The organism is Amycolatopsis sp. CA-128772 (assembly GCF_002904295.1).
Taxonomy (GTDB): domain Bacteria; phylum Actinomycetota; class Actinomycetes; order Mycobacteriales; family Pseudonocardiaceae; genus Amycolatopsis.
In genome coordinates this window covers 1-13,691 of sequence record NZ_PPHG01000079.1, presented here as the reverse complement: position 1 = coordinate 13,691, position 13,691 = coordinate 1, and the positions used below count along the sequence as shown (strand labels likewise).

Below are 13,691 nucleotides of genomic sequence, written 5' to 3'. Positions count from 1 at the left end.
GCGAGCCGACCATCCGCGTACGCGAGCCGACCGTCCAGGCACGCGAGCCGACCCTCGGGGTACGCGAGCCGACCGTCTGAGTACGTGAGCCGACCCTCGGGGTGCGGCGCGCCGGGGCGGCGGGCGAGCCGGGGGCGGGTGCGCACAGTAGGGTTCCGGCCATGGCCAGCAAGCCCAAGCAGCTGCTCGCGGAGTTGACGCACCCGGGTCCGCACGAGGTCCTGCGGGGCGATCTCGCCCTGATCGGGCTGCCCGGTGTGGTCTACACGCCGGCGGCCGGCCTCGGGCTGCCGGCCGTCGCCTTCGGGCACGGGTGGCTGCAGCCGCCCGACCGGTACCGGCAGCTGCTGCGGCACCTCGCCAGCTGGGGCATCGTCGCCGCCGCGCCGGCCACCCAGCGCGGGCCGCTGCCCTCGCACCGGCTGCTCGCCGCCGACCTGCTGACCACCCTCGACGTCGTCACGACCGTGCGGCTCGGGCCGGACGGCATCAGCGTCGACCCCGCCAAGCTCGGCCTGGCCGGCCACTCGACCGGCGGCGGGTCCGCCGTCCTCGCCGCGGCGCAGGACGCGCAGAGCGAGAAGCCGCGGATCAAGGCCGTCGCCACCATCACCGCCGCCCAGACGCTCCCGCCGGCCACCGAGTCGGCGAAGGCGATCACCGTCCCCGGCCTGCACCTGGCCGCGGAGGCGGACCTGGTCGCCCCGTCCGTCGCGCACGCCGAGGCGATCGCCGGGGCCTGGGGCGGTGACGACGTCCAGCTGCGCTTGCTCGGCAAGGCGTCCCACCTGGGCGTCACCGAAGGCCGGCACTGGTCGCAGCTGATCATGCACGGCAAGCCGCACCGCAAGACGCAGCAGCTCACGCGCGCGCTGTTCACGGCGTTCTTCCTGACCCACCTGACCGGCACCGACAAGTACCGGCCCCTGCTCGAGGCGGACGTCAAGCGCGCCCCCATCGAGCGCGAAGAAGAGCCCGCCCACTGACGCGGACGGGCTCTTCGCGGTCTCAGACCAGCCAGCTGGTGCTGGAGAAGTCGTCCTCGTCGTCGGGCTGACGCGCGTGCCGCCCGCGCCGCGGCGGCTCGGGTGCCGCCGCCGGCGGTTCCGGGACCGGCTCCGGCCGCGGCGGGACCACCGCCGCCGGCGCCGGGGTGCCGTAGCTCGGCGTCGGGTAGTTCGTGTAGCCCGTGTCCGCTTCCTCGTCGTGGACGCCGAACTCCATCAGCGACTCGCGGGACTTGTCGGCCAGCGTCTTCTCCGTCGCCCAGCCGCCCGCGCTCTGCTTGCGCTTGTTGAGCTCGTCCATGTGCTCGGCGTACTTCTGCGCGGCCGCCAGCTCCTTCTGCATGCCCTCGCGGGCCTGCTGCTGGGCCTCGGCGAGCCGGCGTTCGCGCAGCCCCCGCTGCTCGTCCTGCTCCCGCGCCGCGGCTTCCATCGTCGAGATCGCCGCGCGATACCGGTCTTCGGCGCTGCTCATCGGCCCTCCTCGGCCCTCGTCACCGGTCGTACCGGATCGAACGGTCACCCTCGTCGTCGAGCGAGCCGCTGATCCGGCCCTTCGCGCCACTGGTTTCGAACACGCCGCCCTCGATGCGGTACTGGCTGGGCCCGCGCTGCTGGTCGCCGCCGCCCCCGCCCGGGGCGCCGCCCATGCCGCCCATCATGCCCATCCCGCCCATGCCCGACATCCCGCCCGCGCCCGACGCGCTCGCGGCCGCCGCCTGGTGCACGCCCGGGTCGACCGGCGTGGCACCGAGCCCGCCGCCGCCGTCGGACATCGGCAGCGAGGCGTCGCTGCCCGTCTGGGCGCCCGGGTCGAGCGACACGGCACCCGCGAAGTCCGGCGACCCGCCGCCGGTGACGGCGGAGCCGAAGCTGCTCGCGCCGGCCGTCGTGGTCGCGTCACCACCGCCGGTCCCCGCGCCCGCGTCGGCCGTCGCCACCGCCGGCTCGGCGCCGACGCTGCTGCCGCCACCGAGGTCGCCGCCGAGGTCGCCGTCGAAGCCGCCGGGTGCGGTGAACCCGCCCGGCACCGCTTCGCTGCGCGTGAAGCCGGGGTCGGGGGTGGCCGGCGCCGGGTCCTTCGTCAGCGGGGACTCGGCGTTCGCGTCGTGCCGGATACCGGCGCCGGACACGTCGTCGGCCACCGGCTTGACGTCCGCCTTGAGGTCGGCGGCCTTCGGGTCGTCCTTCTCGTCCAGGGTGTAGGTGGTCGGCTCGCCCTTGCCGTCGTCGACGGTCACGATCGTCGGCCCGTCCGGGCCCTCCGGCCGCTCGGCGGTGATCTTGAGGTTGCCGTCCTGGATGTGGATCTTGCCGTCCGGGCCCGGCTTGTAGCTGCCGTCCGCGCCCGGCTGGCCCTCCTTGACCGCCTGGCTGCCCTGCGGGCCGAAGGACGCCTTGTCGCCGTCCTTGCCGTCCGCACCCTTGCCGTCGGCCTTGTCGCCGGTCTTGTCGTCGTCACCCCAGTCGAGGTGGTAGTCCTTCTTGTGGCCGTGGCCGTCGTCCACGGAGATGTCCTGCTTGCCCTCCTTGTCGGGCTCGGACATCGTGATCGTGTTGTCGCCCTTCTTGACCGACACCGTGTCGGTGTCGTCGAGGTCCTTGATGGCCTCGCCGGTCTTCGGGTCGATCGGGTACGGCTGGCCGGTCGACGGGTCGACCTCCAGCGGCTTGCCGGTGATCGGGTTCTTGCCGTCTTCCGGCTTCGGCGGCTCTTCGGCCTTGGGCGGCTCGGCGGCCGACGGCGTGGTCGTGCCGCCGCCCCCGGTCCCGGTGCTGCCCGTTCCGGAGCTCCCCGTGCTGCCGGTCCCGGTGCTGCCCGTGTTCCCGCTGTTCCCGGTATTGCCGGTGTTCCCCGTGTTGCCGGTGTTCCCGGTATTGCCCGTGTTGCCGTCGTTCTTGGCTTCGGTCAGCTGGTTGCGGTAGCCGTCCAGGTACCGCGCGAGCGCGCCGAACTGCTGGTCGATCGTCTGCTTGGCCGCCTTGCAGGACCCGTCGAAGGCGTTGATCAGGCTCTTGTACTCGGTCGCGAACGCGCCGTCGCGCCAGTAGCGGCAGACGTTGCGGCCGTACTCCTTGTTCTCGTCGTTGAAGCCGCAGTCGTCGTTCTGCAGCCGTTCGGACAGGTTCGACGGGTTGCCGTTCTTCGCGTTGACGGCGTCGATCCAGCCGGCGACCTTCATGAAGTCGTCGAACTCCCCGGTGTCGCCGTTGGCGATCTTGAGGACGTCCTTGGCCATCGGGATGTCGGCCTCGGCGATCACCGGGCGGTGCAGCTGCAGGACCTCGTCGACCTTCTTCTTGACCGCGGTGTAGACCTGCGACACGGTCTCCGGGATCAGCTTCGCCGCGCCGTCGATCTGCTGCGAGAGCTCCTTGGCGTGCGGCTTGATCGTCTCGTCGTACTTGATCTCCGCCGCGTTGGCGCCCTTGCCCTTCCACTCGCCGAAGAGCGTCTGCAGCTCGGTGTCGCTCTTGGTGAGGGTGTCCTCGACGACCTTGTGGGCCTTGCTCAGGTCGTCGGCGTCACTCAGGAACTTCTGGTACTGGATCCCGCGGTTCTCGTGGAACTTGTCCTTGAGGTCCGTCTGGGAATTCTTCTTCTCGCCTTCGCCGCCCTTGATCTGGTTCCAGACCTCGTCGGTCCACTTGGCGAGCAGGTCGACCGCGACGTTGCCCTGGTCGAGCTGTTCGTCGGAACTCTTCGCGCCGGCCCCCAGCGTCGGCGCGGCGATCCCGTCGAGGTTCTTCTTCGCCTGGTCGCGTTCGGCGGTCTGCCGCTGGTGTTCCTGGTTCTTGGCGGCCGACTCCTGCTTCGCCTCGGAGACGATCTCGTCGGTGTCGTTCGAGTCGAACGGGTCCCAGCCGCCGCCACCGTCGGAATAGTTTTCGATGTACTTCTTCGCGTACTCTTCTTCTTCGTCGTTGAAGTTGAAGGTGTTGCGGTCGTACTCCTCCATGAGCTTCGTCTTCGTGTCCATGGACACGTTCGGGTCATCGAGGATCTTCTTGATTTCGGCCCAGTCAGCCATCAGCGGTTACCCCCGGCCTGGTTCGCGGTCGCCCCGGCATTCGCTTCCTGGGTCGTGTACTTGCCGCCCGCGGTCCCGATGCCGCCACCGAGGTTCAGCAGCGCGTTCGACAACCCGGTCAGGCCCGCGCCGATCTCGTCCAGCCCGGCCTTGTACTTGCCGAAGCTCTCCTGGTGCACGCGGCCGAAGTCCACCGCGACGATCTCGGTCGGCGCGACCTTCTTGGCCTCGGCCGCCGGGTCGTCGGCGACGTCCGCCAGGCGCACCTGCGCCCGCGTCATCGCCTCCGAACTCGCTGCATACCCGTCCGGCATGGTCGCTGCCCCCTTCGATCCCGCAGTCCTGCGATGTCACAGTCTCGCTGACGTTCCGGGACTGTGACGCGCCCGGACACCGTTCGGTGCCGTCGCAGATGCACACGGAGTCTAGCGTCCGGCCGGGCGGCGGACCTGGGCTTCCGCGAAGTGCACCCGCCCGGGAGCTACTCCCGGAGGCGCTGCGCCGCGACCGCCTCGGCGATCACCTCGGCGACGCCGCGGATGTCCACCAGCCGGTCGAGCTCGTCCAGGTCGACCGAGACGCCGTAGGTCACTTCGGCCCGCGCCAGCAGCTGGATGCGCTGCCGGGACGTCATGCCGATGTCGTCGAACGGCGTGGTGTCGGTGAGCCGCTCCGGCGGGAGCTCCAGCGCGAAGGCGATGATCCGCCGGATTTCGTCGACGTAGGCCCCCGAATCAGTCATGGCGCCCATTCTCGCCCCACCAGCGTTCGCGGGCTGCGGCGCGGGACACCTTGCCGCTGGAGGTCCGCGGCACCTCGCCCGGACGCACCAGCCACAGGGCGCGCAGCGGCAGGTCGTGCCCGGCCGAAACGGCCCGCCGCACGGCCGTCTCGACCGAGGCGTCCGGCGCGGTGCACCCGGCCACGACGGCGACGCCTTCGCCGCGGCCGTCCCGCACGCCGAACGCGGCAGCGCGCCGGACGCTCGGGTGCGCCGCCTCGACAGTGGCCTCGATGTCCTGCGGGTGGTGGTTGCGGCCGTCGACGATGATCAGGTCCTTGAGCCGGCCGGTGACGTAGAGCTGTCCGTCGTGGACGAACCCGAGGTCGCCGGTGCGCAGCCAGCCGCCGGGCGCGAGCACGTCGTCCCGGCCCCAGTAGCCGTCGGCGACGTTCGGGCCGGCCACCTGGATCTCTTGGTCGACAACGCGGATCCGCTGGCCGTAGGGCCGCCCCACGGACACCCGCGGTTCGCCGTCGAACGCCGTGATCGTCGGCCCCTCGTCGCCGGCGCTCGTGACGAACACCGTCGCCTCGGCGAGCCCGTAGGCCGGCTTCTGCGCGGCGCGCGGCAGCCCGAACCGGGCGAACGCTGCCGCGAAGGCTTCGACGGTGTCCGCGCGGACGGGTTCGCTGCCGTTCAGCAGGGCGTTGACCTGCGAAAGGTCGACGGCTTCGAGGCCGGACACCGCCTCGGCGGCCAGGCCGAAGGCGAAGTCCGGCGCGGCGGAGACGACCCCCGGCAGCTCGGCCAGCAGCCGGATCCAGCGCAGCGGGTCGCGCACGAACTCCATCGGCGTGAAGAACACCGACCGCGAGCCGAGGAAGACGGGCGTGCCGATCAGCAGGACCAGGCCCATGTCGTGGAAGAACGGCACCCAGCCGGCCAGCGGGGTCGACGCGCCGGCGTGGTAGCAGCGGGTGGTCTGCCAGCAGCTCGCCACCAGCGCGCGGTGCGAGATCACCGCACCGGCCGGGCGGCGCGTGGAGCCGGACGTGTACTGCAGGTACGCCGGGTCGGTCATCGCCACGGCGGCGGGCGGCTCGGCGTCGTCGTCTTCGATGTCCTCGAGCACGAGCACGGTCGCCGGCGGAACCTGGTCCCGGAACTCCGCCGAGGTGAGGCAGGCCGCCGGGGTGGCGTCCGCGAAGGCCGACTCGATCCGGGCGCGGCCGGTACGGCCGGCCGGGACGGACAGCGGCACCGCGACACGTCCCGCGTACAGCGTCCCGAGGAAGGCGAGGACGTAACCGAGGTCCTGGCGGGCCACGATCGCCACCCGGTCGCCCGGCCGGGTGACGCGCCGCAGCTCGCGGGCGACCCCGCGGACGCGGGCGAGCACCTGCGGCCAGGTCAGCGTGTGGTCGGTGGGTCCCGGGAAGGTGCGGCAGGTGAACGCGGGGCGGTCGGCACGCGCGTTGCGGAGCAGGTGGTCCGTGAACGGCGTGGTCAGGACGTCGTCCGGGACGTCTGCGGGCGGCACGGCCCCATCCTGCCCTACCGTGTCGCAGCGATGGACGAGTTCGAACGGCACGGCATCGGGGTGGTCTCCGGCCGCGACGCGTGCGCCCGCGCCCTGCGCTCCCCCGAGCTGACGTCGGATCCCGGCGGCGGCTCACCCAGCCTGCTGCTGCGGGACGGCGAAGCGCACACCCGCGTGCGCGCGGTGCTGCGGGAGATCATCGCCGGGCTGGAGCCGGTCCCCGACTCCCTCCGGGTGCGGATCGAGGCCGTGGTGGCCGGGCTGGGGACGTCGTTCGACCTCGTCCGCGACTTCGCGCGGCCGGTGGCGGGGGTGGTGACGTCGGCGGTGCTCGGGGTCGACCTGGACGACGAATTCCTGGACCGCCTGGAAGCGACCACGGCGAACCTCGACGTCTTCGGCGGCGCCGACCGGGCCGGGCAGGCGGCGGCGTTCCGGCTCGCGGTGCAGCTGAGCCGGACCGCGGCCGGGCCGGGCGGGCTGACGGCGCTGCGGGACGCCCACGCGGCCGGGCGGCTCGACGAGGACGAGCTGGTGATCAACGCCGTGGTGCTGGCGCACGCGGCCTACGAGAACTCGCTGAACTTCCTGGCCTGCGCCGGCCTCGAACTCGCGACGGCGGGGCCGCGGACCGTGCGGGAGCTGGTGGCGGCGATCTGCCCGGCCCGGTACGTCCTGCGCTTCGGCCCGGACGGCCCGGTGGCGATCTCGCTGGCCGACGGCCTGCCGTTCGGCCTCGGCCGGCACGCGTGCCCGGGTTCCGGTGTCGCGGTGGCCGAGGGCGAGATCGCGCTCACCGCACTGGCGAAGCTGCTCGACGGCGGGTGCCGGGTGGGCGAAGTCCGCTGGAAGACCCACCCGGTGTTCCACGGCCCGGAGCGGGCCGTGGTCACCCTCGCGTCAGGAAACGGCTGAAACGACGCCGGCCAGACGGTCGGCCGCGGCCTGGGCCGTCGACTGCGCCGGGGCCTCGACCATCACGCGGACCAGCTGCTCGGTGCCGGACGGGCGCAGCAGCACCCGGCCTTCCTCGCCCAGCTCGGCTTCGACCTGGCCGACGGCGTCGCGGACCTCGGAGGAGCCGGCGACGGCGGCCTTGTCGGCCACCGGCACGTTGACCAGCACCTGCGGCAGCCGGTTCATCACCGCAGCCAGGTCGGCCAGAGACTTGCCCGTCTCGGCCATCCGGCTCATCAGGCGCAGCGCGGTGAGCAGGCCGTCGCCGGTGGTGGCGTGGGCCGGGAGGACGACGTGACCGGACTGCTCGCCGCCGAGCGCGAAGCCGCCGGCCCGCAGCTCCTCGAGGACGTACCGGTCGCCCACCGCGGCCGTGACCACGGAGATGCCGTGCGCCTTCATGGCCAGGTGCAGGCCCAGGTTGCTCATCACGGTGGCGACCAGCGTGTCCTTGGTCAGCTCGCCGGCCTCGGCCAGCGCCAGCGCCAGCACCGCCATGATCTGGTCGCCGTCCACCAGCTCACCCGCGGAGTCGACGGCCACGCAGCGGTCGGCGTCGCCGTCGTGCGCGATACCGAGGTCGGCGCCGTGCTCGACGACGGCCTTGCGCAGCTTCTCCGGGTGGTTCGAGCCGCAGTGCTGGTTGATGTTGACGCCGTCCGGCTCGGCGAACAGCGCGACCACCTCGGCGCCCGCCCGGCGGTAGATCTCGGGCGCGGCGGCCGACGACGCCCCGTTCGCGCAGTCGACGACGACCTTCAGCCCGGCGAGCGGGTGCGGCGTCGCGTCGACCAGGTGGGTGGCGTAGCGGTCGAGAGCGTCCTCGACGTCGGTGACGCGGCCCACACCGGCCCCGGTCGGGCGGATCTTGCCGTCCGCGAGGCCGGCTTCGATCTCGTCCTCGATGCCGTCGGGGAGCTTGTGCCCGCCCGCGGCGAAGAGCTTGATGCCGTTGTCGGGCATCGGGTTGTGCGACGCGGAGATCATCACGCCCAGGTCGGCTTCGAGCGAGCCGACCAGGTAGGCGACGGCCGGCGTCGGCAGCACGCCGACGCGCAGGACGTCGGCTCCCGCGGAGGTGAGACCGGCGACGACGGCGGCTTCGAGCATCTCGCCGCTGGCGCGCGGGTCACGGCCGACGACCGCGACCGGCCGGTGCGAGCGGTCATGCGCGGCCAGCACGCGGGCGGCGCTGGCCGCCAGCGCCAGGGCCAGCTCCGGCGTCAGCTCGGCGTTGGCCAGGCCACGTACCCCGTCGGTACCGAACAGGCGAGCCATCGATCGACCTCCTTGTGGATGACCACGACAACCTAGCGACGTGGGTGGACCGCGTTACCCCACCCCCGAGTGTCGCTCCGGACCACGGAACCGACACACCCCGGGAAACGCCGGGTCTGGAAAACACCGGAGCGCCCATCCGATGGACGGATGGGCGCTCCGGTGGGTTGCGCCAGGGGCGCGATCAGCGCTTGCTGTACTGCGGGGCCTTGCGGGCCTTCTTGAGGCCGTACTTCTTCCGCTCCGTGGCGCGCGCGTCACGGGTCAGGAAGCCAGCCTTCTTGAGGGCCGGGCGGTCGTCGGCGTCGACCTCGACGAGCGCACGGGCGATCGCCAGGCGCAGCGCGCCGGCCTGACCGGAGACGCCGCCGCCGTGGAGGTTGGCGAAGATGTCGAACGAGTCCGGCTTCTCGACCGTGACCAGCGGCTCGCGGATGAGCTGCTGGTGCACCTTGTTCGGGAAGTACTCCTCGAGGGTGCGGCCGTTGAGCTTGAACACACCGGTGCCCGGGACGACCCGCACGCGGACGACGGCTTCCTTGCGGCGGCCGACGGTCTGCGCGTTGCCGCCGGCGGCACGCGACGGGCGCGGTGCGGCAGCGGACTCGCTGGTGGCGACCGGGGTCTCGCTGGTCGCGACGGCGCCGGTCTCGGTCGCCTCGGTGGCCTCGACGACCTCGGGGGTCTCGGTCTCGGTGCTGGTCACAGACTGTTCCTCACTCACTGCGCGACCTGCGCGATCTTGGTGATCTCGCGCGCCTGCGGCTGCTGCGCGGCGTGCGGGTGCTGCGAGCCGGCGTACACCTTCAGCTTCTTCGCCTGGGCGCGGCCGAGCTTGTTCTTCGGCAGCATGCCCTTGACGACCTTCTCGACAAGGTGCTCGGGCTTGGTGTCCAGCAGCTCGCCGAACGAGCGCTTCCGCAGGCCGCCCGGGTAACCGCTGTGCCGGTACGCGAACTTCTGCTCGCGCTTGTTACCGGTGAGCGCGACCTTCTCGGCGTTGACGATGATGACGAAGTCACCGGTGTCCACGTGCGGGGCGTAGGTCGGCTTGTGCTTGCCGCGCAGCAGCGTGGCGACCTCGGTCGCCAGCCGTCCGAGCACGACATCCTCGGCGTCGATCACGTGCCAGGCACGAGTGACGTCGCCGGGCTTGGGGCTGTACGTGGGCAAGGGTCTACCTCGTCGTCAACATTGCGTGTGGGTTCTGTGCGGGCCTAGCGCTTACGCGCCGCAGCGCACAACGACATATGAAGATACCCCCACGGTCACCGCACCCGCGCATGGGGGGTGGTGGATGCACCCATATTAGGCTCTGGACGGCCCGGGCGCAGCCGGGACCCTACCGGATTTCCCCGCCGAACCGCCTGCACGCGTCACCGCGACACGCGAGGATGGGGCCATCCGGACGGCACCAGTCGAGCAGGGGACGGCATGAGCAAACGACCGACGGCGATCTTCGTCCTGGGCGCCCTGCTGGCCCTGGTCAGCGCCTGCGGCACAGCGAAGGCGGGCACCGCGCTGCCGAAGGGCGACGACGCAGCGGACTACGTCGGCGCCAAGTTCGAGCAGATCATCGGCAAGCTCTCGGACGCCATCACGGACTCGCGCGACGTCACCAACTCGCTGGACGCCTACTTCAAGTTCGACGACAAGTGGATCCACAGCACCGTCACGTCGGCGCGCACCGGCAGCCCGGAGAGCCGGGCGGTGCGGCACCGGTCGCAGAAGAACCCGGACGAGATCATCGACACGTACACGCCCGCGGACGGCACGGTGGAGTACACCTACCTCGGCCCGGTGTACGTGCAGAAGGGCGTCTCGCCGACGGCGTGGGTGTCGATGCCGAAGCCGGAGGGCGGCCTGGTCGTGCCGTGCGCCTGGGGCGGGGTGCTGACGCCGTGCCGGATGGCCGACTCGACCGTGGAGGCCTACGAGGCCGACAAGCGCGCGGTCCGCGGGGCGAAGAGCCTCGGCGACGGCAAGACCGCGCTGACCGTGAACGTGCCGTTCGGGATCTTCGTCAAGGACAAGGTGGAGATCCTGCCGCCGAGCATCACCGGCCAGGTCGGGCCGGAGCTGAAGAAGGCCGCGGTCCCGGCGACGATCACGCTGAACCCGGACGGCAGCCTGGCCTCGTTCGCGATGGAGGCCAAGTTCGCCGGCGACGGCCACCAGGTCGAGCTCAAGTACGAGTTCCGGTTCACCGGCAAGGCGAGCCTGCAGGACATGCCGAAGCTGCCGGACGCGAGCCAGATCACGGTGCTGCCGGACCGGGCGGCGATGGACGACTTCTACCGCCGGCTCGGCGAAGCGCAGGGCAGCTGAAATGGCCACGACCCGAGGTGATCTCCGATGACCCAGCCGTCCGACCCGCGGCCGCCGCAGCAGTGGTGGCAGCCGCCGTCGAACCCGCCCGGCGGTTCGCCCGGCGGCCCGCCCGGTCCCGTCGGCGGCCCGCCCGAGGCGGCGACCGGCCCGCATTCCGGGCAGTGGCAGCAGACCCCCGACCCGGCCACCGGGTCCTACACCGGCCCGTGGCAGCCGGGGCAGCCGTCGGGCTCGTTCTCGGGGCCGTGGCAGCCGGGTCAGCCGTGGCAGCCGCCGTCCCAGCCGACGCCGCAGCAGCAGCCGCCGACGCCGGGCCACGGCCAGCTGCAGTACGGCGGCGGGTTCCAGGGGTTCCAGCAGGCGCAGTACGGCGGCCTGGGCGCGTTCCCGGCCGGGCCGGAGAAGAAGCCGAAGTCGAAGAAGCCGGCACTGATCGCGCTCGCCGCGGTCCTGGTGCTCGCCCTCGGCGGCGGCGCGGCGTGGCTGCTGGGCGCGTTCCGCGGCGACGTGCTGGACCAGCAGTCCCTTCAGGACGGTGTGGTGAAGGTCCTGAACGAGAACTACGGCGAGCCGGACGTGAAGAACGCCCAGTGCCCGGCGAACGAGCCCACGCAGAACGGCACGACGTTCGACTGCACGGTGACGATCGGCGGCCAGCAGAAGAAGGTGACGGTGCGGGTGCTGAACGACCGCCCCGAGTACGAGGTCGGCGCGCCCCGCTGAGCCCGTCGGCGGCGGCGCAGGAAAGGGCTTTCGGCGTCGGGCCCGAGCGCGGCGGTTGCGCCTCCTTGAGGGGAGACCACCCCCGCCGCTTTCCTTGCCCGCAAACGGAAAACGGCGGGCCCCGCACCGGAGTGCGGGCCCGCCGTGGGTTCCGGGGCTAGCGGCTCAGAACAGGCCTTCGACGGCGTTGTCCGTGGCCTGGTAGCCGTCGGCGATCTGCGGCAGGGCGGCGGCGATCTGCGCCAGAACCTGCTTCAGGTCCTCGAACTTCTGGTCCCAGGTGCGCTGGGCGGCGTCGTACTGCTCCTTCGCGGAACCGGTCCACGTGGTGACCAGCGGCTTCAGGTCGTCCTTCAGGCGGTCGAAGGCGGTCTGCAGCTCGCCACCGGTCTGGGTGCAGTCGTCGGCGGCCGCGCGGATGGTGGCGTAATTGACGAGAATGCCGGGTGCGTCAGGCATGATGAGCTCCTTTTGTGCGGAGGAAGTTCAGGTGGCGTTCGGAAAAGTCGGGTGGCGCTCAGCCGAGCTGGTCGAAGCCCGCGTTGACGGCGCTGAGGATCTCCTGCTGCTGCTGCTCGGAGCGCTCGTACTTGGAACCGGCCTCGCGGAGCAGCTCACCGATGCGCTGCAGCGCCTGCGCCATGCCGCGGGCGTCGTCGTCGAAGCGCAGCATCACGTGGTCGAACGCCTTCTTGGCCTCACCCTGCCAGCCGGCGCGGGTGGCCTCGATGCGGTCGCGCAGGGTCGCGAGGTTCTGGTCCATCTGCGCCCGGACCTCGGTCACCTTGCCTTCGGCATCGGTGAACTGGGCGACTGTCCCCTGAAAACCAGGCCCACCGCTCATGTCGGGACCCCCTTCTGTGATGTGGAGTTGGCCGTAACCAAGCTTGTTCGTTCGTACGGCCCTACGACGCAGACACTGCCATGTCCGGTTCCCCCTTGTCGTGGTTCTTCCGGAAGTAGTTGCTTGCGTTAACGCCCGCACCGGGAACCGGTCGCCGCCGGTATCTCCAGCACACCCCGAACCAGTGGGGCGTCACCCGGAAATGCCTTCTCTACCAGCGGGATTAGCACGCGCACAGCAACCGGCGACGCGGTTTCACTGATCGCGTTGCAGAATTCGCATCTGGGAAAAGTCTTCGTCGTCGTCACCCGGTCGAGGGGTTCGCGCGGAAGATTGCGAACGCGAAGGAACCGGATCGTGAACGGCCGGAACCGCCAGCCCGCGGGCGCGGCGGAACCGTTCGGCGGCCGCGCGCAGCGTGCCGGGTGTCGGGTCGCCGGGCTTGGTCCCGCGGCCGCTCTGCTTCAGGAGGTCGGCGTTTTCGCTGTGGTGGCGCTGGTTCCGCGCCTTCGCCGTCCCGGCCACGCGGCGCGCGTGCGTCACCGCGTCCTGGCCGGCCCGCCGGAAGGACGCCGCGGCGCTTTCGAATTCTCCGGACGGCACCCGCGTGCCCGCCTCTCAGTTGAGGATTTCGACGGTGCGCACGGCCTGCGTGCACGCGGCACCGACCCGGTCCCGCAGCCCGTCCGTGGCGTACTGGCAGCCGACGTGGACCCGGATCCGGCCCTTCGCCACCACGTACCAGTCGACCTGCAGGTCCGGCCGGTCCGGCTTGCTTTCGTGGTACCCGATCACGGTCTTGCCGGCGTACGACAGGCTCGGGTTGAACGCGCTCCAGCGCGCGGGATCGTTGTCCGCGCTGCGCTTGAGCTCGTCGACGAGCTTCTGCGGGTCGGCGGTCGCGTCGTAGTCCATCACGTACTCCTGGGCCACCAGGAGGTCGTTGCCGCCCGGTGACTCCTGCGGGTGGATCACCACCTGCCGCTCGGCGACCCGGTCGTCGGTCTGCACCCAGTCCTGGGGCGCGACGAACTTGAAGTTGTACTGCGAGAGCGTCCGGCCGCTCTCGGCCTGGTTCCCCCGGTCGCGGAAGACGAAGATCCCGCCGACGACGAGCGCGGCCACGACGGCCACCGCGATCGTGACGACGCTCCACAGCTTCCGGCGGCTCTTCCCGGCCGCCGGTTCGGCCGCGGGCCGGACCCCGGACGGCGGACCGGCCTGGGCCGGCTGGGCGGGCAGGGCGGGCTGCCCGGCG

16 protein-coding genes are annotated in these 13,691 nt (G+C 71.7%); 4 read left to right on the top strand and 12 right to left on the bottom strand.

The genetic code is table 11. From position 1 onward, the window contains the following. The first annotated feature begins 161 nt into the window (after nucleotides 1–161). Nucleotides 162–986, top strand: a complete 825-nt coding sequence (locus C2L59_RS32355; RefSeq protein ID WP_103353338.1) for a dienelactone hydrolase family protein — start codon at nucleotides 162–164, stop codon at nucleotides 984–986. A gap of 22 nt (nucleotides 987–1,008) precedes the next feature. Here the strand turns inward: C2L59_RS32355 and C2L59_RS32350 are convergent, their stop codons facing one another. The 5 genes from C2L59_RS32350 to C2L59_RS32330 all read right to left on the bottom strand — a co-directional run bounded on the left by C2L59_RS32350 (nucleotide 1,009) and on the right by C2L59_RS32330 (nucleotide 6,300). After that, entirely contained in the window at nucleotides 1,009–1,479 is a 471-nt protein-coding gene (locus C2L59_RS32350; protein WP_103353337.1) for a hypothetical protein, read from the bottom strand. A 19-nt stretch (nucleotides 1,480–1,498) separates the two neighbouring features. After that, nucleotides 1,499–4,036, bottom strand: coding sequence for a WXG100 family type VII secretion target (locus C2L59_RS32345; RefSeq protein WP_103353336.1), 2,538 nt, complete (start codon nucleotides 4,034–4,036; stop codon nucleotides 1,499–1,501). Next, entirely contained in the window at nucleotides 4,036–4,350 is a 315-nt protein-coding gene (locus C2L59_RS32340; RefSeq protein WP_233223798.1) for a hypothetical protein, read from the bottom strand. The genes C2L59_RS32345 and C2L59_RS32340 overlap by 1 nt, the downstream gene beginning before the upstream one ends. A 167-nt stretch (nucleotides 4,351–4,517) precedes the next feature. Then, nucleotides 4,518–4,778 (bottom strand): acyl carrier protein, encoded by a 261-nt coding sequence (locus C2L59_RS32335; RefSeq protein ID WP_103353334.1) that lies wholly within the window; start codon nucleotides 4,776–4,778, stop codon nucleotides 4,518–4,520. Next, nucleotides 4,771–6,300: a fatty acyl-AMP ligase gene (locus tag C2L59_RS32330; RefSeq protein WP_103353333.1), complete on the bottom strand. Its 1,530-nt coding sequence runs from the start codon at nucleotides 6,298–6,300 to the stop codon at nucleotides 4,771–4,773. The genes C2L59_RS32335 and C2L59_RS32330 overlap by 8 nt, the downstream gene beginning before the upstream one ends. Nucleotides 6,301–6,330: 30 nt before the next feature. Here C2L59_RS32330 and C2L59_RS32325 point away from each other — a divergent pair, with 30 nt between their 5' ends. Next, entirely contained in the window at nucleotides 6,331–7,215 is an 885-nt protein-coding gene (locus C2L59_RS32325; protein ID WP_103353332.1) for a cytochrome P450, read from the top strand. Here the strand turns inward: C2L59_RS32325 and glmM are convergent. From glmM to rplM, 3 genes are all read right to left on the bottom strand, one after another. Beyond that, nucleotides 7,201–8,535 (bottom strand): phosphoglucosamine mutase, encoded by a 1,335-nt coding sequence (gene glmM / locus C2L59_RS32320; RefSeq protein ID WP_103353331.1) that lies wholly within the window; start codon nucleotides 8,533–8,535, stop codon nucleotides 7,201–7,203. The two genes, C2L59_RS32325 and glmM, sit on opposite strands and share 15 nt — an antisense overlap. 184 nt (nucleotides 8,536–8,719) lie before the next feature. After that, complete coding sequence (gene rpsI, locus C2L59_RS32315; RefSeq protein ID WP_086679272.1) at nucleotides 8,720–9,241, bottom strand: 30S ribosomal protein S9; 522 nt, start codon at nucleotides 9,239–9,241, stop codon at nucleotides 8,720–8,722. 14 nt (nucleotides 9,242–9,255) lie between these two features. Continuing rightward, entirely contained in the window at nucleotides 9,256–9,708 is a 453-nt protein-coding gene (gene rplM, locus C2L59_RS32310; RefSeq protein WP_103342438.1) for a 50S ribosomal protein L13, read from the bottom strand. Between the two features lie 261 nt (nucleotides 9,709–9,969). On the opposite strand from rplM, the gene C2L59_RS32305 reads away from it, so the two are divergent. Beyond that, complete coding sequence (locus C2L59_RS32305; protein ID WP_103353330.1) at nucleotides 9,970–10,863, top strand: hypothetical protein; 894 nt, start codon at nucleotides 9,970–9,972, stop codon at nucleotides 10,861–10,863. A gap of 27 nt (nucleotides 10,864–10,890) precedes the next feature. Then, nucleotides 10,891–11,589 (top strand): DUF4333 domain-containing protein, encoded by a 699-nt coding sequence (locus C2L59_RS32300; RefSeq protein WP_103353329.1) that lies wholly within the window; start codon nucleotides 10,891–10,893, stop codon nucleotides 11,587–11,589. Between the two features lie 165 nt (nucleotides 11,590–11,754). Here the strand turns inward: C2L59_RS32300 and C2L59_RS32295 are convergent, their stop codons facing one another. From C2L59_RS32295 to C2L59_RS32280, 4 genes are all read right to left on the bottom strand, one after another. After that, complete coding sequence (locus tag C2L59_RS32295; protein ID WP_004559383.1) at nucleotides 11,755–12,048, bottom strand: WXG100 family type VII secretion target; 294 nt, start codon at nucleotides 12,046–12,048, stop codon at nucleotides 11,755–11,757. Between the two features lie 58 nt (nucleotides 12,049–12,106). Continuing rightward, complete coding sequence (locus C2L59_RS32290; protein ID WP_103353328.1) at nucleotides 12,107–12,433, bottom strand: WXG100 family type VII secretion target; 327 nt, start codon at nucleotides 12,431–12,433, stop codon at nucleotides 12,107–12,109. Between the two features lie 255 nt (nucleotides 12,434–12,688). Next, nucleotides 12,689–12,958 (bottom strand): hypothetical protein, encoded by a 270-nt coding sequence (locus C2L59_RS32285; protein ID WP_370444803.1) that lies wholly within the window; start codon nucleotides 12,956–12,958, stop codon nucleotides 12,689–12,691. Between the two features lie 93 nt (nucleotides 12,959–13,051). Next, nucleotides 13,052–13,691, bottom strand: a 640-nt coding sequence (locus tag C2L59_RS32280; protein WP_103353326.1) for a type VII secretion-associated protein, incomplete at its 5' end; no start/stop codon positions are given.